Below are 17794 nucleotides of genomic sequence, written 5' to 3' on the forward strand. Positions count from 1 at the left end.
AGATCTAAAAGAGCTGCAATTTGCAGCTCTTTTTAGTTTTGTATCATACGACCAATTGTACCTGTTTCAGTTTTTTGTAGTTCGTATATATATTCTGGGTTTAGTTTTTTTTCTTTTCTATGGGATACAAACAAAATAGCAGTATTACTTTCTTTGGCAATTTTGTTTATGAGCGTAACAACTAATAATGCAGAAGCGTCGTCCAGATTTTCTGTAGGTTCATCTAAAATTAACAATAGAGGATGCTTCACCATTGCTCTTGCAACCATAATGAGACGTTGCTTTCCAATGCTTAATTCATTAAATAATTTATTTTTTAGCGATAGCATATCCAATACTTCAAGCCATTTATGCGCTAATTTTTTTTGGAGTTCAGTTGGTATCTGGTACAAGCCTATAGAATCTGTTATACCAGAAATTAGCATATGCGCTACAGTGTGGTTGCCTTTAAAATTATAAGTTATTGAAGGGGAGTAATAACCGATTTTTTCTTTGATATCCCATATGCTCTCACCCGTTCCTTTTTTCTTTCCAAAAATATAAAGTTCTTGTCCGTATCCTTTACTATTTTCTCCTGTAATCATAGATAGTAATGTGGTTTTACCACTCCCATTTGGTCCAATAAGCTGCCAAAATTCCCTTTGTTTAATGTCCCAATTAATTTCTTTTAAAATTGGTTTATCATCATAATATACATTAACCAGTTTTAAACATATTAAAGTAGTATTATGATATGGAATACTTTTTAGTGGAGGAGGTATTTTTCCTTGGAATACAGAATTCTTTTTTTGTTTAAAAATACTGCTAATAGAATTATGTACTTCTAACTTTTTACGATTTAAAAAAATAAATTCTGAACAAAAAACTAATAGATCTTCTTTTCTATGGATCAATTGAATAAGTGTTTTTGTTTTTGATATTTTTTCTAGTTGTGTTTTTAATTGTACTCTAGAGCTGATGTCTAAATGATCAAAAGGATTGTCTAAAATGATAAAATTTGGTTTTTTAGTTAGTATGTAGTTTAGTACAGCTTTCTTTTGTTCACCACTAGACATTGATTTTAAGCGCTGTGTTGTATGTTTTGTTGCTAATTTAATATCGTGTATCTCTTCTTCTCTAATGAGTAGATCTATTGTTGTTTTTGAAAATAAAACTCCTCGCTTATTTTTTAGAGATTTAAATTCATCAGAAAATTCTCCTTTTAATAACTGGCATGTAAAAAAATCAATATCAGAATTTGTATCAGTAAAAATTGCCCAATGCTTTCTAATAGGTTTTACCATAATAATTAGTAATATGATTTTAAATTTTAACCCTATAAATATAAACTGGATTATTATGGTACGTAGTAGCCTCATCTAAATACATGCCATTAGCTACAGCTACTTTTTGAGAAGGGATATTGTTCATGTGGATGATAGAAATTAAAGAATTGGCTAACTGCTCGGTTTTAGCAAATACTTTACATTGTTTAGCTGCTTCAGTAGCATATCCTTTTTTCCAATAACTAGGCAATAGGGAATATGCAATTTCTAGTTCTTTTTTGTTGTTTACTTCTTGGATTAAAAGACCAGCTAAACCAATAAGCGTATTGCTGCTTTTTAAAATTAGTGCTAGTTTACCACCTAAATTATTCTGATACCTATAAAAAGTTCGCTCAAAATCTTGCTCACACGCTTTTATTGGATCTGGAGGTAACCCATTCCAAAATTTGGAGGTGATAGGGTCTTGATGAAAAGCTAACCAAGCATCAAAATCTGAGGGCAGTAATTTTCTAAATGATAATCTTTCAGTTTCTTGATTTTCTAAAAGATAATTCATTTTAAAGTCTTTTATAAACAATACGATCTCCCACTTCTAGTGATAGTTGTTCTGCTAAACCTGCATTGATTTCTAGTACATATTGTACAGGAACTTTAGAAGGTAAACTGCTTTCGTCCATAGGAATAGCATTTTTTTGAAAGCTTGCTATTTTTAAATTTTTATCAATATAGATAATATCTAAAGGGATTTCTGTATTTTTCATGTAAAAAGAATGTACTGATTCGTCTGGAAAAATAAAGAACATTCCATTGTTTTTCTTCATGCTTTTCCGGTACATTAAACCAGTTTGTGTTTCGTAATCGGTATCAGCAATCTCAATATTAAAAGTAGTGATTAAACTATCTTTTGTTGCGCTATAAAGCTGTAATTCCCCTTCTTTTTTAAAGTGTATTGGAGCGGTTTGTACGGTTGAATTCTGTTTTTCTTTACAGGAAATACCAAAAATGATACATAGGATACAAATGCAATAAAGTGTTTTATGAATCATTTTAAAACGTAAACTATTTTTTTACAGGTCGGAACATTAAATAAAGTCCTATTAAAATAAAAGGGATACTTAACCATTGTCCTATAGCTAAAAGCTCCATGCTTTGATCAAGATCGTTCTGACGTTCTTTTACATATTCTATAAAAAATCGGATGGTCCATAGTAAGACTAAAAAAGTTCCAAATAAAAAGCCTGGTTTTTCACTTTTATCAGTTTTCCAGTATAAGAAATACAGTATTAAAAACATAAAAACATAACAGATTCCTTCATATAATTGCGCTGGATGTCTATAGGGGATTTCAGCTAACCGATCTGCAAATTTTTCACTTGTTTCAATAAGTTCATATGCTTTACTAGCCGTTTTTGTGCCAGTAAGCCGCTTTGCCTCGCTAGCAGATAAATCATCAGAATTACGGATAAATTGAGTTGCAAAAATAAAAGACTTATCTACTGTAGTACCAACAATTTCTGAATTAAAAAAGTTTCCTAAACGCACACAGAAAGTACCAATTGCAGATGCAACTACAGCTCTGTCTATTACCCATAAAAAATTTAATTTCTGTTTTCTGGCAAATAAATAGATCCCAATAATAGCTCCTATGGTAGCACCATGACTTGCCAAGCCAGTAAAACCAGTAAATTCATAACCTTTTATGAAACCAAATAAAGCTTCTTCAGAGCCTTTGGGAAGCTTTCTTATTGGTAATAATATTTCGATAAGATTATTTTTGTAATGCGCCCAATCATAAAAAAAGACATGCCCTAAACGAGCTCCTAGCATGATAGAAACTACACAATGAATAAAAAGGGAATCTAGTTGCTCTACGGTTTTCTTTTCTTTTAAGAAAATCTTTTTCATAATAAACCAACCAAAAGCAAAGGCCACAATCCATAAAAGGTTGTAATATTTAATTTGTAAAAATCCTATTTTAAATAATGTGCCATCAGGATTCCATATAAAACTTAAAAAGTGCATGTATTCTATTTTAAGTAAGCTAAGATAAAAAAGTTTATTTGTTTAATAGTTTCACGCTATAAATAATTATGAGAAGAATAACACTATGGTTAATAAAGTACAAATTTAGGGTACAGGGTCATAGCCTTTACCACCCCAAGGGTGACAGCTAAAAATCCGTTTTATAGCCAACCACCCGCCTTTAAAAAGCCCATGTTTTTTTAGGGCTTCTAAGGTATATTGTGAACAAGTTGGAGAGTACCTGCAACTTGGAGGTGTTAATGGAGAAATAACACGCTGATATATTCGTACTAGAAAAATGAATGGCGCTATAAGTATTTTTTTCATTTACGCTGAATTTATTTCAGTGTTATCTTCAAGACGGTAAAAAGTATTGTTATAATACACTAAAAGTAGTGCCATCTTTGCCATCTTTAAGCTGTATGCCTAAAGCTAACAATTGATCTCTTATTTCATCCGAAGTAGCAAAATCTTTATTATCACGTGCATTTTTACGTAACTGTATTAAAAGCTTTACTACATCAGAGAGCTTGTCTGAATCACCAGTGGCTGCTACGGTTTTATTTTCTAGGCCTAATACATCAAAAACAAAAGCATTTAAGGTTTCTTTTAAAACTATTTTATCAGCTTCTGTAACGGTTTCTTTATTGTCTTTTATGAGGTTAATATGTTTTACAGCTTCAAAAAGGCTAGCGATAAGAATTGGAGAATTAAAATCGTCGTTCATAGCGTCATAGCATTTCTGTTTCCATGTAGTTACATCAAAACTAGAACTATTAGATGTTTCAATAGCATCTATATGTTTTATGGCGTCCATTAATTTATGAAAGCCTTTTTCAGAAGCAAGTAAGGCATCATTACTTAAATCTAAAATACTAGTGTAATGTGCTTGCATCATAAAAAAGCGTACAACAGATGGCGAGAATGCTTTGCTTAAAATAGTATTTTCTCCAGAAAATATTTCATTTGGTAAAATATTATTTCCAGTAGATTTTGCCATTTTTTTACCATTCATCGTAAGCATATTAGCGTGTAACCAATATTTAACAGGTGATTTCCCGTTAGTGGCTTCCGCTTGAGCAATTTCGCATTCGTGGTGCGGAAATTTAAGGTCCATTCCACCACCATGTATATCAAAAGCTTCACCAAGATATTTAGTACTCATGGCGGTACATTCTAAATGCCAACCCGGAAAACCATCTCCCCATGGGGAAGGCCAGCGCATAATATGTTTTGGTTCTGCTTTTTTCCAAAGCGCAAAATCCTGTGGGTTTTTCTTTTCATCTTGTGCAGCAAGTTCTCTGGTATTTGCTATCATATCTTCTAGCTTTCTACCACTTAACTTTCCATATTCATTTGTTTCATTAAATTTCTGTACATCAAAATATACAGAACCATTTATTTCATAGGCATAGCCTTTAGCTAAAATATCTTTTATGATTTCTATCTGCTCAATAATATGCCCAGTAGCTGTAGGTTCTATACTTGGTGGTAAAAAATTAAATTTTTGTAGTATAGTATGGAAATCTACTGTATAGCGCTGCACAACTTCCATAGGTTCTATAAGTTCTATACGTGCTTTTTTTGCAATCTTATCTTCTCCATCCTCTGCATCATTTTCTAAATGGCCCGCATCTGTTATATTCCGTACATACCGTACTTTGTATCCTAAATGCTTTAAGTACCTGAAAATCATATCAAAAGACATAAATGTACGGCAGTTGCCTAAATGTACATTACTATAAACTGTAGGGCCACAAACATACATGCCTACATGACTCTCATTTATAGGTTTAAAAACTTCTTTTTTACCTGATAAGGAATTATAAACTCTTAAGTTCTGATTTTTATATAATTGCATTCTTTGGAGATGAGAAACTATTAAAACTTAGTATCTAATTTAATAAAATTCAAAAATTCTTGGCGTGTGGCCTCTTCTTTAAATTTACCACCATATTGTGCGGTAACTGTACTACTTTCTATGTTACTACTAATATTCATTTAAATACTTACTTAGTAGCTGCAAAGATATACATAATCTGCTATTTAATATCATGTTTACAGTCATACACAACATAAATTGGTAACTCTAAAATGTTGTTTATAATTTTAAGGTACCAAAGCTTATCTAATTATTATAATGAAATACAGAATAATCTATTTATGTGTAGCATTCTTAATTATGCAGTATAAAGTTGCAGCACAAATATCTTCGGACTGTAGCACGGCAATTCCTATTTGTACCAATACACCAATTAATGGTGGCACCAGTGGTTTTGGTATGGATGATTTTGTTAATGCTGAAGAATCTGGTTGTTTGGAAAGAACACAAACAGGTTTTATAGAATCTAGTTCTGCTTGGTACCGATTTAGAACAGGTGCCTCAGGACAATTAGGTTTTAATATTTTGGTAGATGGAAATGAAGATTGGGATTTTGCCTTATACCAAACAAACGATTGTAATAATTTAGGAGACCCAGTACGGTGTAACTTTCTAAAGGATAGAGAAAATATAAGATTTATTGGAGTAGGAGAGGACCCATCGGGTAATACGCAAAATCAGAATTATGAAGACTGGTTGCAGGTAGCTCCTGGAGAAGAATATTATTTGTTGATTAATAATTTTTCTGATACAAGATCTGGCTTTTCCATTCAGTTTTCTGGGCAAATTTTTACAGATAATCCTAATACAGCGTTAGATTGTGGTATTATTAGTGATCTTTTAGGTGCCCCAAAAGCCGTTTGCGATACAGAAGGGTCAGTAAACTTAGATGCATCTTCAGTTTTAAATGCGTTGAGTTATGAATGGTTTATGGATACAGGAAATGGTTTTACTACAATAGCAGGAGAAAGTAATGCAGTATTGAGTGTTACAGAATCAGCAGTCTATAGAGTTAGAATATTTATGGTTGGAAACTCAATGCCAATAATAAGTGATGTTCAGGTAGTTTTTTCAACTACTCCAACTGCTGCCAATGTTATAGATGAAGTCATTTGTTCTGGAGAAGCTTTTTTTGATTTATCTTCTAAGAATACTGAAGTTTTAGGAACTCAAAATCCGGATGACTTTTTAATCAGTTACCATACAACTATGATGGATGCGGTTAATGCTAGAAATCCATTACCTAATATGTACCCAACACCAATTGGTACAGACGTAGCTATCTTTGTGCGTATTGCTGCTATTGGTAATCCTAATTGCTATGATGCTTTTCAAGATTTTAGCATAGTAGTGCCTCAAGAAATTACTCAAGATTTTGATGATGAAGTTTTTTTATGCGATAATGCTAGTGTTATGATTGGAGACCCAACTCCAGAACCAAATTTTAGCTATCAGTGGAATAATGGGGAAACCACATCATCTATTCAAGTGACCCAACCAGGTTCATATTTTCTGACAATCAATGTTAACGGACAAACCTGTACTCAAGCCACAGCACCTTTTGAAATTAGAGTCTCTGCTTCTGCAACTCCACAAATTGTGAACGTTGAGGTAAAAGATTTTGCTGAGACCAATACCATAACTACTACTAATACAGTAACAGTACGCATGGGAGAAGAAGGGAATTATAGGTATAGATTAGGGAATGATGGCATATTCCAAGATAGTAATGTATTTGAGAATGTTGCACCAGGAAGTTATATCTTAAGAGTGGAAAATGAATGTGGTTTTGATGAAAGTAATGTTACTGTTATGGGTTTTTTGCCATTTTTTACCCCTAATGGTGATGGTGTAAATGATGACTGGGAAGTAATAGGAATGCTAAACTTAGATAGCCCTCAAATCAATATTTTTGACCGATATGGAAAGCTACTACACCAATTAACACAAATAAATACCAGATGGGATGGTTATTATAATGGTGTGCCGATGCCTGCATCAGATTATTGGTTTCAACTTTCGTATTTAAATGAAAATGGAGAACGAGTGGTGTCTAAAGGTAACTCAAGTCATTTTACACTTAAGCGATAAGGTATACAAATTATGCATTTCATCGATTAAATGCATGTAAATACGACTAAGTGATACTAAAGTTGCGTATATAAAGTTAAAATAACTAGACTTTATATGCGCTTTTTAATGAAAATTACAATTAGTTGCTTATTATTCTTCTTTTTTTTAACGCTAAATGCCCAAAACAATTCTCCAGATTGTAGGTCGGCAATACCCGTTTGTGCTGATGTAACTTACGGAGGTTCCGCAAATGGAAGGGGAGATGTTGAAGATTTTGATCCCGATGTAATTACACAAGTTGGATGTATAGAAAGGGGAAGTTTTAATCCCGATATTGGAATAGAAAATAATACCTCGTGGTTTGTTTTTAGAGTAGAAAGATCAGGACGATTAGGTTTTGATATAAAAACAATACAGCCAGAAGATAATGATCCAAGAGTTACAATGCCATCTTCTGCCGAATTTGATTTTGCTGTTTTTGGTCCTGATGTAGATTGTGCAGATATTAGTAGTGGAACAGCAGCACCCATTCGTTGTAATTTCGAAATTAATGTAGATAATTATACAGGTGTAGGTGTAAATCCTGGAAATGGACAAGAAGGTGCGCCAAGTTTACCTCAGAATTTGAATAGTTATGATGAATGGTTAGAGGTTACTGAAGGTGAACTATATTATATCCTTATTAATGATTTTAGTACAAACTCTGATAATATGCCTCGTTTCTTTGATTTAACATTTACAGGAAGCGCTGTAGACATGGATAATACTACAGCCTTAGATTGCACCCTTAGAGATGAATTTTTAGGTTTAGATATTGATGCTTGTGTAGGTGCTCCCGAAATTATACTAAATGCTTTTCGGTCACCCGCTGGTACAGACATTACAAATGTGGTTTGGACTGTAGAATATTTAGATGGAAGATCAGGAACTTTAATGGGGTCTGGTCCATTTGGCGCAGAATTAATTATTCCAACAGAAGTTGTTTATTCAGGACGGTATTTTGTTAGCATTACAACATCTACAGGACCTTCGCCTGTAGAAGATATAGGTGGTATTCTGGTCAGTATCCATGCAGCACCAGTATTAGAAGATGTAGTACTTTTAAATTCTAACCTTTCATTAAATCCAGATAGAAATAATGTAGAAGTTGTTGTAGATGGGACTAGCGATTATAAATATGCTATAAACGGAGGTGAGTTTCAAGAAAGTCCTGTTTTTAATGATGTACCGCCAGGTAATAACCTATTTACTATAAGAGATACTAATGGTTGTGGAGAAACAACTGAAGAGCGTTTAGTCATAGGTTTTCCTAAGTTTTTTACGCCTAATGGCGATCTTGTTAATGATACATGGAATATAAAAGGTATTGAAGGCAATAATGATATAGTAAACCCAAGAGTTTTTATTTTTGATCGATATGGGAAACTGTTAAAGCAACTAGGTGAAAACGATGAGTGGGATGGCACCTATATTGGGAATCGAATGCCAGCTAGTGATTATTGGTTTCGATTTGAATATGATGCCATAGAAAGTGGTGTTACTGTGGCTAAACTTACTGAAACACATTTTACATTGAAACGTTAAATACTATAAACGTTTTAGATAAACTTTTTTATTTTTCGAGCAATTAAAAGTTTATCGTATAGGTTAAAGTAACGTTGGTATTATTTCTAAGACCATTAGTTCTAGCAGCATCTGCGGTATTTAAAAATTCTTCACTAACAAATCTAGAATAAGTACTTACCGCTAGATCTAGTTTAGAACCACCAAAATTATACCCTAGTCCACCAGAATAGCCATCTAAATCGCCAAGAATTTGTGCATCTGTTGTACTCGCATAAGGTGTTTGTTCAAATCTATACCCAGCTCTTAAGCTAAGCCTGTCTATTTTATACTCCCCACCAACTCTAAATGTAGATACCGCTTGTAATTGATCTGATATAGCTGTATTTACAGCTGTAAAGTCCCCCGTTGGTCTTAGTTCAGCTTGGGTCATGTCTTGGTAACCATAATCAAAACTTAACAAACCTTGCTTACCAAAAATAAGCGCTAAACTTCCTGTAAGTTTAGCAGGTGTTTTTATGGTATATCTAGGAAATAAATTTACCAGATTAAAGTTTATAAATTCAATATTATTGTCTGCTATGGTAGAGTTGATTCGTTGTGATAATTCGTCTTCTAAACGATACCATGTTGGAGATTGGTAACTAGCACCAATTCGTACACTTTTGTTGAGTTTTGCAATGGCTCCTAAATTATACGAAAAAGCATTACCTCTTGTTATTAGTAAATTATCAAATTCTATAAATTGAACATTTGAGTCCTGATTAAAACCAGTTTCTGTTAATTCTGTTACGGTTTCAGAAAAAATGGAATGTATATTAATAGAGGCCCCTAAATAAATATTTTCTTGAAATTGAGAAGCAATATTAAAAGTATACTTATTATTGTAGCCAAAAGATCGTCTTGAGTACTCTTGCCTCACATTAGTATATTCTCCCGTTGGTACATATACAGTATTAGCATTGTCATTAGGATCAGTAGCATCTATTGCACCACCAAAAAGCCCTAAAAATGCTTGTTGAGCTCCAAAACCAAGATTACTACCAATATCCAAATAGGCATCTTCTATAAATTCGCCATCTCCTAATAAAATATCTCCTAAAGGAACACCTTGCGCAAAACTTAAGAAATATTGATCAATACCAGTTGTGGTAGTGCTAGAAGCATTTATGGCTTCTGTAAAATTTTGTGCTTTATCATAATTAAATCCTAAGCTAAACTTTTTCCAATCTGCATCAGGATCAGTGCTTTTAAAAACAAAAACACCGCCAAGTTGGTTAAATTCTAAATCATTACGTCTAGAAGGAATGTTAGTATCGTTTTCTAAAGTATAATTTGTTGCAGAAATGGCAAATTGACTATTGTTAAAAACAGCGGAACCCGCAGGATTACTATTTATTGAAGATAGATCGCCTCCTAATGCTCCAAAAGCACCACTTAACGCTTGGTAACGTGCTGTACCCTGCGTATTTTCTGTATTGTATCTCAATACATCATTTATACTTTGAGCACTCACAATGCTACATACCAATGACATGATGAAAACAAGAGATTTTTTCATTTTTTTTCTATTTAAAATAAAACTGTAAATTGATTTTAATTTCTTCTTCCGCCACTTCTACTTGAAGAACGTGAGCCACCAGAACTTCTACTGCTGCTGCTACGACCTGAACTTCTGTATGAGCCTCCAGAGCTTCTACTACTTCCAGAACTTCTGTACGAACCACTACTAGAACTTCTACTACTTCCAGAGCCTCTATAAGAACCGCTTGATGATCTGCTGCTACTTGAACTTCTAGGTGTGTACGACCTTGATGAGGAGCTGCTTCTTGGCGTATAAGATCTAGAAGAAGATCTACTGCTTGTTGAACGGCCACTTCTGTATGTCCCATTAGATGTTCCAGATCTGTAGCCAGAATTGCTATTTCTAGAGCTGCTATACCTGTTAGGAGCGGTTCTAGTACTAGAACTACTTCTATAAGCTCTATTTCGTGCAATACCTGCTTGGCTATTGCTTCTGCTCACTCCAGACCTTCCAGATCTATAGGATCTGTAACTGCTATTATTATTTCTGTATCTAGATGTAGTGCCTGCATTTCTTCTGCCAACATTTCTATTAGATCTATAGCTAGCTGTTGATCTAGAATTTACACCTCTAAAGTTATTGTTTCTACCATAAAAGCCTCTTCTCCCTGAATTATAAGCATAATTTCTTCTATTGTTAAAGAAACGATTCCCTCTAAATCCGTAACCGTAGCCACCATACCAAGGATTGTAAAAACCTCCATATCCGAAACCACCATAGCCAAAGCCACCGAATCCAAAACCAAATCTGTTTCTAAAACCAAATGGTCTTCCAAAACCAAAGCCGCCATACCAAGGGTCGTAAAAACCTCCGTATCCGAAACCGCCATAACCAAAACCACCGTAGCCAAAATTACCAAAGCCAAAACCACCCCAATTGTTCCAGCCAGTTTCAATATAATTTACGGTTACATTAGATGGGTTGTCTCCCCATCCACCATAACCATTATAGTCATTATTGTCATTTACATAGTCTGTTTGATAATTTATAGCGGTAGAGTCATTTGGTTGGCTGTAATAACTATCTACATCAGTGAAAATTTCATTCTCTAATACATTGTCCAATTCATCAGCTTTATTGCCAAAATAATCGCCATATTTATTGCCAACTTTAGGCTCTTGTTTTTGTACAGCTGCTTGTTGTGTTCCATTGGAATAAATACCATCATTATCGTAATACGAAGATTGTTGGTAAGAACCACATGAAACCATTAATAAAATTGTAACAGTAAAAAATAATACTGTTCTGATATTTTTGCGGGGTAGAGAATGTATCATCATTTTAAATTTAATTGTTGAACATTGTAAAAATAGTTAGTTTTGCCCAACTATTTACATTAATATTAAGGTCACAAGTTTTGTGCCAAACTACAGATAATGAGTAAAAATATAACGAAAAGAAGTGAAGATTATTCTAAATGGTATAATGAACTTGTTGTAAAAGCAGATTTAGCTGAGAATTCTGGGGTTAGAGGTTGTATGGTGATAAAACCATATGGATATGCAATTTGGGAAAAAATGCAAGCAGAATTAGATAGAATGTTTAAAGAAACAGGACATGAGAATGCTTATTTTCCATTATTTATCCCTAAATCTTATTTGAGTAAGGAAGCAAGTCATGTAGAAGGCTTTGCTAAAGAATGTGCTGTTGTTACCCACTATAGATTAAAAAATGCTGAAGATGGTAGTGGTATTATTGTAGATCCAGATGCCAAGTTAGAAGAAGAGTTAATTGTTAGGCCTACATCAGAAACTATAATTTGGGATACCTACAGAAAATGGATTCAATCTTATAGAGATTTACCCATATTAGTTAACCAATGGGCAAATGTTGTACGCTGGGAAATGCGAACTCGCTTATTTTTAAGAACAGCAGAGTTTTTATGGCAAGAAGGGCATACCGCACATGCTACAGAAAATGAAGCTATAGCTGAAGCTGAACAAATGATGAATGTGTATGCCGATTTTGTTGAAACTTACATGGCCGTGCCTGTTATTAAAGGATTAAAAACAGAAACAGAGCGTTTTGCTGGTGCTATAGAAACCTATTGTATAGAAGCCTTAATGCAAGATGGTAAAGCTTTGCAAGCTGGAACTTCTCATTTTTTAGGGCAAAACTTTGCTAAAGCTTTTGATGTAAAATTTGCTACTAAGGAAGGAAAACAAGAGCATGTTTGGGCAACTTCTTGGGGTGTTTCTACCCGATTAATGGGTGCTTTAATAATGACGCATAGTGATGATAATGGTTTGGTATTACCTCCAAAACTAGCTCCAATACAAGTTGTTATTGTACCAATATACAGAGGTTTAGAAGAGTTAGATCTTATTTCTGAAAAAGTAACACCTTTAGTGAAAGAATTAAAAGCTAAAGGTATTTCTGTGAAATTTGATCATAGAGATACACACAAACCTGGATTTAAGTTTGCGGAGTACGAATTAAAAGGGGTGCCTATTAGATTGGCTATTGGGAAAAGAGATTTGGCTAATGGCACCTATGAAGTGGCTAGGCGTGATACATTGGAAAAGGAAACGATAGCTGCTGATGCAATTATTGCTAAAATTGAATTTCTATTAGAAGATATTCAAGCAACTATTTACAAAAAGGCATTAGATTATAGAAAAGAGCATATTACTGAAGTGCGTAATTTTGATGAATTTAAAGAGGTTTTAAATTCTAAAGGAGGCTTTATTTCTGCACATTGGGATGGAACAGCAGCAACAGAAGAGCGTATTAAAGGGCTTACAAAAGCAACCATACGTTGTATTCCTATTGATGCTCCAGAAGAAGAAGGAGTATGTGTTTTAACAGGGAAACCATCTTCTAAAAGAGTTTTATTTGCCAAGGCATATTAAAAGTTGTAAAAAATAATATGTAACTGTTGTAATAGTAAAAAATAATTGTATTTTTGCATCCGCAAATTGTGCAAACAATATGGTCCGTTCGTCTAGGGGTTAGGACGCCAGGTTTTCATCCTGGTAACAGGGGTTCGATTCCCCTACGGACTACAAAGTTTTAAGATTAATTATTAATCTGTAACTCTAAGCTAACAATGGTCCGTTCGTCTAGGGGTTAGGACGCCAGGTTTTCATCCTGGTAACAGGGGTTCGATTCCCCTACGGACTACAAAAAAAAGAATTTTGGAGGAAACTCCTCATTAAAAACAAAAATTAAAAATGGCAAATCACAAGTCAGCATTAAAGAGAATTAGAAGAAATGAAGCAGTGCGTTTACGTAATAAGTATCAGCACAAAACTATGCGTAATGCTTTAAGAAAATTACGTGGAGAACAAGATAAGAAAGCTGCTGAAACTCTATTTCCTACTGTTGTTAGTATGATTGATAAGTTAGCAAAACGCAATATTATACACGCTAACAAAGCGGCTAACTTAAAAAGTAAATTAGCAAAACAAGTAGCAGCACTTTAAGTAGTACTACTTCTACTATATACTAAAACGCTCATTTTTTTATAAAATGAGCGTTTTTTTGTTTTTTAAATTATATTTTAAGTTTTCTTTTCATCCGTATAAACCCAATAATAATAGAGGTGTACATTAAAATGATTAATATGAGTTGAACTCTTTTTAAGATGTAAAAGAGCCACATCTCGTCTCTAGTAATAAAGTTATACCATATTTTTATGGGAAAATATCCTATATAAAAAATGAGTAAACCTGTATTGAACCAAAACATAAAATCGTTTTTAAAACCAATAGTTTTTAATTTCACTAGGTCATTTTTATATGAAAAGAGTATACTTGTGAGCAATATAATAGTGCCTATAAGATATGTTCCTATCTGTTGTGTAATAAAGGGGTTTTGAAAGAAAGGATTAATTAAAGCCACTACTAAAAAAAAAGATGCTCCATATCGGATTATTTTTTTTTGATTACTTTTTTTACTTAATGTCCAATATATATAATACAAATACAAAAAAAATATAATATTATATACATTGTAAATGATATGGTTAAAATTTGAATAAAAACCTGTTAGAAAAAGATTTTTATATTCTAATTGTAAAATTATATACCCTAATAATTCGTTTAAAAAAGTATACATTAATAATACAGGATATAGTTTTAATACAGTATCAAAGTATTTTGAATATCTAAATAATGCAATACTAACTGTCAGAAAATAGACAATTAGTATTGCATTTCTTAGTGAGTCGTCAAATACATTCATTGTATTTGTTTTTGAAATTTTTTAATTTCCAAAATCTATAGTGTATGGTGGTGGTCCCATATTACCTTCATTCAATATTAGGCTTTCTTCGCTTTGAAATACTGGTTTTGGTTTAAATAAATTAAGGGAGGGCAATAAAGAGGCTTCAGATTTAATCTGTTGATTAGGAGATGATTGAGCATCATCATATTTATTTTTAATAAGTTTAGCTGTTTTGTTGCCTTTAGCATCTACACTTATATAAAAACCAAAATTATCTTTCCCTTTTTTTAATGTAGGGGTAATAAAAAAAGAATTTTGCTTTGGATGTTTCACCTTCTTTTTATTAGGAAACTCTTTTTTATTTGGGTAATTAGAAAAATAAAAACGCAAAGTAGAAATCTCTACATTGGCCTCTTTGGCTTCCTGTTCTACATAGGCTATATATTGTTTAATGGTTTCTAAGTCATAATCTCCAAACCGAGATGCTTCAAATTTTGGGTCACCATCCTTAATTAAAGAGTTTTCAAAATCTTCTATAAGGCTGACTCTTCTTTTAGAGTAATTATCAAACATTTGTTTTGCGTTTTCAATAGGAATAATTTGTTTTGGTGCCTCTACCATTATGGGCTTTTCTTCTTTTTCTTCTTTTCCTCCTTTTTTTTCTCCAGTATTACAGCTCGTTACTAAGATGCTTGTTAAACAAATGAAGAATACTTTTTGTGCGAAGTTTTTCATGGTTTTGTTTTTTTAGGGTTGTTGATAATTTATAAAACTAGAATGGGAGGGAATTTTACACATTAATTCTATCGTAAATATAAAAATTATTGTCAGAATCTTACTTAATTGCTGAGAATTAATTATAAGAGTATTAAGAATTGTGCTAAATAAAAAATCCCAATATGTATTAAAATATTGGGATTTTAAATTTTAAATTAAATTTTTTACTGACTCATGGTCATTAAAAACTCATCATTATTTTTTGTTTGTTTAATACGTTGCTCAATAAACTCCATAGCTTCTACAGGGTTCATATCTGCTAAGTATTTGCGCATAATCCACATGCGTTGTATGGTTGCTTCATCTAATAAGAGATCATCTCTACGGGTACTAGAAGAAGTAAGGTCTATAGCAGGGAATATTCTACGATTCGATATTTTTCTGTCTAATTGTAATTCCATATTACCAGTACCTTTAAATTCTTCAAAGATAACTTCGTCCATTTTAGAACCAGTTTCTGTTAATGCGGTGGCAATAATAGATAGTGAACCACCACCTTCTATATTACGTGCCGCTCCAAAGAAACGTTTTGGTTTATGTAATGCGTTTGCATCAACCCCACCACTTAATACTTTACCAGAAGCTGGTTGTACGGTGTTATATGCTCTAGCAAGCCTGGTTATAGAATCTAATAAGATCACTACATCATGACCACATTCTACTAACCTTTTTGCTTTTTCAAGTACAATATTTGCTACACGTACATGTTCAGTTGCTTCTTTATCAAAAGTAGAAGCCACTACCTCTCCACGCACATTACGTTGCATATCTGTAACCTCTTCAGGTCTTTCATCTATTAATAAAATAATTTGATATACTTCTGGGTGATTTGCCGCAATACCGTTTGCAATATCTTTCAAAAGCATTGTTTTACCCGTTTTGGGTTGCGCAACAATCATACCCCTTTGTCCTTTTCCTATAGGAGAAAACAAATCTATAATTCTAGTAGAAATACTACTCTGACGATTAGATAGATTAAATTTTTCTTGCGGAAATAATGGTGTTAGGTGCTCAAAAGAAACTCTGTCTCTTACTACTTGAGGGTCTATACCATTAATTTTATTTACCTTAATTAAAGGGAAATATTTTTCGCCTTCTTTTGGAGGTCGTACATTACCAAGAACGGTATCTCCAGTTTTTAAGCCGAAGAGTCTAATTTGAGATTGCGATACATAAATATCATCTGGGGATGATAAATAATTATAATCTGAAGAACGTAAAAAACCATAACCGTCTTGCATGATATCTAAAACACCCTCACTGGCTATGATACTATCAAATTCGTATTCTGGTTCTTTGTATCTATTTTTTAGGTCCTTATCAAAGTTATTATTCTTTTCCTGTTTTTGTCTAGGATTAGGCTTGTTGTTCTGATTCTTATGAACAGGCCCATTTTTTTGAAAATCCTTTTTGGTATTAGGATTATTATTACTTTTTTGATGCTGAGGTTTTTTGTTTTCCTCTTTAGCTTCCGGAGCTTTCGGTTTTTCTTCTCTAGCTACAGGTCTGGGATTAGGCTTATGAGGCTTCTTCTCTATTGCGGGAGTTGCAGTAACAGTTTCTTTAGAATCTTTTGCAGGTGCTTCTTTTTTTGCTGCAATTCTAGGTTTTTTAGGTCTAGGTGTTTTTGCTTTTGGAGCAGTTGGCGCCTTTTGTTCTTGAGGAGCAGCAGTTACTTCTTTTATTTTGTTAGGATCAGCTGCTTGTACATCTAAAATTTGATATACAAGGTCTAATTTTTTTAAAGTTTTGAATTTAGGAACTTTTAAACCTTTTGCTATTTCCTGTAATTCAGGAAGTTTTTTTAATTTTAAATCTGAAATCTCAAACATTGAATGTTGAATAAGTTATACTTTCTTTAAAATGGAAGTGAATTTTATTTAGATAAATACTTTATATGAGCTTGAGTGCCCGTATTGGTAAGTGTTATTTAATAATAGCGCAATATTACAAATTATTTTTCAATATTTCTATTGATTATTCTGAAAAAGACACTTATTTTGCAAGCTGAAAATTATACTTAAATCAATGATTCAAAGAATTCAATCTATTTATTTACTAATTGTAATACTTTTAACAGCAGTTTTACCGTTTGTAATTGATGTTTGGCCTGTTGTAGATGGTAGTTCTTTTTTTTTAGAAAATGAATTGTTGTTTATTACAATAGCTTTAATAGCTATTGCTACAATGGCTTTTATTGCTATATTTTTATTTAAAAACAGAAAAAATCAGTTTGTAGTAAACAGATTAAACTTAATATTAAATCTTTTTTTACTAGGATTTTTCGTTTACCGAGTACTAACTTTATCTGGAGAAAGTAACATTTCTGAGAAAGGTATTGGGGTTTTTATTCCTATCTTTTCTATCGTTTTTTTAGTCTTAGCAAATAAGGCAATAAGGAAGGATGAAAACCTTGTAAAATCTGTAGATCGTTTACGTTAAACCTAACATCTTAGTAGT

General features: G+C 32.8%; 16 protein-coding genes, 2 tRNA genes and 1 pseudogene. 7 read left to right on the forward strand and 12 right to left on the reverse strand.

Annotated elements, in window-relative coordinates:
- Window positions 1–32: 32 nt before the first annotated feature.
- From ACZ451_RS11405 to ACZ451_RS11435, 7 genes and pseudogenes are all read right to left on the reverse strand, one after another.
- Window positions 33–1283 (reverse strand): ATP-binding cassette domain-containing protein, encoded by a 1251-nt coding sequence (locus ACZ451_RS11405; protein ID WP_464212499.1) that lies wholly within the window; start codon window positions 1281–1283, stop codon window positions 33–35.
- A 19-nt stretch (window positions 1284–1302) separates the two neighbouring features.
- Window positions 1303–1821 (reverse strand): GNAT family N-acetyltransferase, encoded by a 519-nt coding sequence (locus tag ACZ451_RS11410; protein WP_464212501.1) that lies wholly within the window; start codon window positions 1819–1821, stop codon window positions 1303–1305.
- Window position 1822: 1 nt separating this feature from the next.
- Window positions 1823–2311, reverse strand: a complete 489-nt coding sequence (locus ACZ451_RS11415; RefSeq protein WP_464212503.1) for a DUF192 domain-containing protein — start codon at window positions 2309–2311, stop codon at window positions 1823–1825.
- A gap of 13 nt (window positions 2312–2324) precedes the next feature.
- The gene (gene lgt, locus ACZ451_RS11420; RefSeq protein ID WP_464212505.1) at window positions 2325–3287 is read right to left on the reverse strand and encodes a prolipoprotein diacylglyceryl transferase; all 963 of its coding nucleotides are present in this window, start codon (window positions 3285–3287) and stop codon (window positions 2325–2327) included.
- Between the two features lie 105 nt (window positions 3288–3392).
- The gene (gene yidD, locus ACZ451_RS11425; RefSeq protein ID WP_464212507.1) at window positions 3393–3614 is read right to left on the reverse strand and encodes a membrane protein insertion efficiency factor YidD; all 222 of its coding nucleotides are present in this window, start codon (window positions 3612–3614) and stop codon (window positions 3393–3395) included.
- A 49-nt stretch (window positions 3615–3663) separates the two neighbouring features.
- Window positions 3664–5148 (reverse strand): cysteine--tRNA ligase, encoded by a 1485-nt coding sequence (gene cysS / locus ACZ451_RS11430; protein ID WP_464212509.1) that lies wholly within the window; start codon window positions 5146–5148, stop codon window positions 3664–3666.
- 20 nt (window positions 5149–5168) lie between these two features.
- Window positions 5169–5273: pseudogene (locus ACZ451_RS11435) on the reverse strand (GTP cyclohydrolase I FolE); the annotation flags it as partial.
- A 196-nt stretch (window positions 5274–5469) separates the two neighbouring features.
- Here ACZ451_RS11435 and ACZ451_RS11440 point away from each other — a divergent pair.
- Window positions 5470–7260 (forward strand): T9SS type B sorting domain-containing protein, encoded by a 1791-nt coding sequence (locus ACZ451_RS11440; protein ID WP_464212511.1) that lies wholly within the window; start codon window positions 5470–5472, stop codon window positions 7258–7260.
- A gap of 108 nt (window positions 7261–7368) precedes the next feature.
- Window positions 7369–8826 (forward strand): T9SS type B sorting domain-containing protein, encoded by a 1458-nt coding sequence (locus ACZ451_RS11445; protein WP_464212513.1) that lies wholly within the window; start codon window positions 7369–7371, stop codon window positions 8824–8826.
- Between the two features lie 43 nt (window positions 8827–8869).
- Here the strand turns inward: ACZ451_RS11445 and ACZ451_RS11450 are convergent, their stop codons facing one another.
- Window positions 8870–10366 carry an OmpP1/FadL family transporter gene (locus tag ACZ451_RS11450; protein WP_464212515.1) on the reverse strand — a complete coding sequence of 499 codons (1497 nt, stop codon included), beginning with the start codon at window positions 10364–10366 and terminating at the stop codon, window positions 8870–8872.
- A gap of 35 nt (window positions 10367–10401) precedes the next feature.
- Window positions 10402–11670 (reverse strand): hypothetical protein, encoded by a 1269-nt coding sequence (locus ACZ451_RS11455; RefSeq protein WP_464212517.1) that lies wholly within the window; start codon window positions 11668–11670, stop codon window positions 10402–10404.
- Between the two features lie 96 nt (window positions 11671–11766).
- Between ACZ451_RS11455 and proS the strand changes: the two genes are divergently transcribed.
- The 4 genes from proS (at window position 11767) to rpsT (ending at window position 13815) form a co-directional block, all read left to right on the forward strand.
- Window positions 11767–13242 carry a proline--tRNA ligase gene (gene proS / locus ACZ451_RS11460; protein WP_464212519.1) on the forward strand — a complete coding sequence of 492 codons (1476 nt, stop codon included), beginning with the start codon at window positions 11767–11769 and terminating at the stop codon, window positions 13240–13242.
- An 81-nt stretch (window positions 13243–13323) separates the two neighbouring features.
- Window positions 13324–13395, forward strand: a tRNA-Glu gene (locus tag ACZ451_RS11465).
- Between the two features lie 46 nt (window positions 13396–13441).
- Window positions 13442–13513: transfer RNA gene (locus tag ACZ451_RS11470), tRNA-Glu, on the forward strand.
- A 50-nt stretch (window positions 13514–13563) separates the two neighbouring features.
- On the forward strand, window positions 13564–13815 hold the full coding sequence (gene rpsT, locus ACZ451_RS11475; protein WP_464212521.1) for a 30S ribosomal protein S20: 252 nt from the start codon (window positions 13564–13566) through the stop codon (window positions 13813–13815).
- 70 nt (window positions 13816–13885) lie between these two features.
- On the opposite strand, the gene ACZ451_RS11480 is transcribed toward rpsT, so the two are convergent.
- The 3 genes from ACZ451_RS11480 to rho all read right to left on the reverse strand — a co-directional run bounded on the left by ACZ451_RS11480 (window position 13886) and on the right by rho (window position 17166).
- Complete coding sequence (locus ACZ451_RS11480) at window positions 13886–14575, reverse strand: hypothetical protein (RefSeq protein ID WP_464212523.1); 690 nt, start codon at window positions 14573–14575, stop codon at window positions 13886–13888.
- A 21-nt stretch (window positions 14576–14596) separates the two neighbouring features.
- Complete coding sequence (locus ACZ451_RS11485; protein ID WP_464212525.1) at window positions 14597–15292, reverse strand: hypothetical protein; 696 nt, start codon at window positions 15290–15292, stop codon at window positions 14597–14599.
- A gap of 206 nt (window positions 15293–15498) precedes the next feature.
- Complete coding sequence (gene rho, locus ACZ451_RS11490) at window positions 15499–17166, reverse strand: transcription termination factor Rho (RefSeq protein ID WP_464212527.1); 1668 nt, start codon at window positions 17164–17166, stop codon at window positions 15499–15501.
- Between the two features lie 196 nt (window positions 17167–17362).
- Between rho and ACZ451_RS11495 the strand changes: the two genes are divergently transcribed.
- A complete protein-coding gene (locus ACZ451_RS11495) occupies window positions 17363–17776 on the forward strand; it encodes a DUF4293 domain-containing protein (protein WP_464212529.1) in 414 nt (137 codons plus the stop codon).
- Window positions 17777–17794: the final 18 nt, after the last annotated feature.

Source organism: Allocellulophaga tsushimaensis, from assembly GCF_055383085.1.

Excerpts from the sequence above, each read along its gene's own strand:
- lgt (WP_464212505.1), bottom strand. The coding sequence starts at position 3,287 with ATGCACTTTTTAAGTTTTATATGGAATCCTGATGGCACATTATTTAAA.
- ACZ451_RS11440 (WP_464212511.1), top strand. The coding sequence starts at position 5,470 with ATGCAGTATAAAGTTGCAGCACAAATATCTTCGGACTGTAGCACGGCA.
- yidD (WP_464212507.1), bottom strand. The coding sequence starts at position 3,614 with ATGAAAAAAATACTTATAGCGCCATTCATTTTTCTAGTACGAATATAT.
- ACZ451_RS11450 (WP_464212515.1), bottom strand. The coding sequence starts at position 10,366 with ATGAAAAAATCTCTTGTTTTCATCATGTCATTGGTATGTAGCATTGTG.
- cysS (WP_464212509.1), bottom strand. The coding sequence starts at position 5,148 with ATGCAATTATATAAAAATCAGAACTTAAGAGTTTATAATTCCTTATCA.
- ACZ451_RS11485 (WP_464212525.1), bottom strand. The coding sequence starts at position 15,292 with ATGAAAAACTTCGCACAAAAAGTATTCTTCATTTGTTTAACAAGCATC.
- ACZ451_RS11495 (WP_464212529.1), top strand. The coding sequence starts at position 17,363 with ATGATTCAAAGAATTCAATCTATTTATTTACTAATTGTAATACTTTTA.
- ACZ451_RS11405 (WP_464212499.1), bottom strand. The coding sequence starts at position 1,283 with ATGGTAAAACCTATTAGAAAGCATTGGGCAATTTTTACTGATACAAAT.
- ACZ451_RS11445 (WP_464212513.1), top strand. The coding sequence starts at position 7,369 with ATGAAAATTACAATTAGTTGCTTATTATTCTTCTTTTTTTTAACGCTA.
- ACZ451_RS11410 (WP_464212501.1), bottom strand. The coding sequence starts at position 1,821 with ATGAATTATCTTTTAGAAAATCAAGAAACTGAAAGATTATCATTTAGA.
- ACZ451_RS11455 (WP_464212517.1), bottom strand. The coding sequence starts at position 11,670 with ATGATGATACATTCTCTACCCCGCAAAAATATCAGAACAGTATTATTT.
- rho (WP_464212527.1), bottom strand. The coding sequence starts at position 17,166 with ATGTTTGAGATTTCAGATTTAAAATTAAAAAAACTTCCTGAATTACAG.
- ACZ451_RS11480 (WP_464212523.1), bottom strand. The coding sequence starts at position 14,575 with ATGAATGTATTTGACGACTCACTAAGAAATGCAATACTAATTGTCTAT.
- ACZ451_RS11415 (WP_464212503.1), bottom strand. The coding sequence starts at position 2,311 with ATGATTCATAAAACACTTTATTGCATTTGTATCCTATGTATCATTTTT.
- rpsT (WP_464212521.1), top strand. The coding sequence starts at position 13,564 with ATGGCAAATCACAAGTCAGCATTAAAGAGAATTAGAAGAAATGAAGCA.
- proS (WP_464212519.1), top strand. The coding sequence starts at position 11,767 with ATGAGTAAAAATATAACGAAAAGAAGTGAAGATTATTCTAAATGGTAT.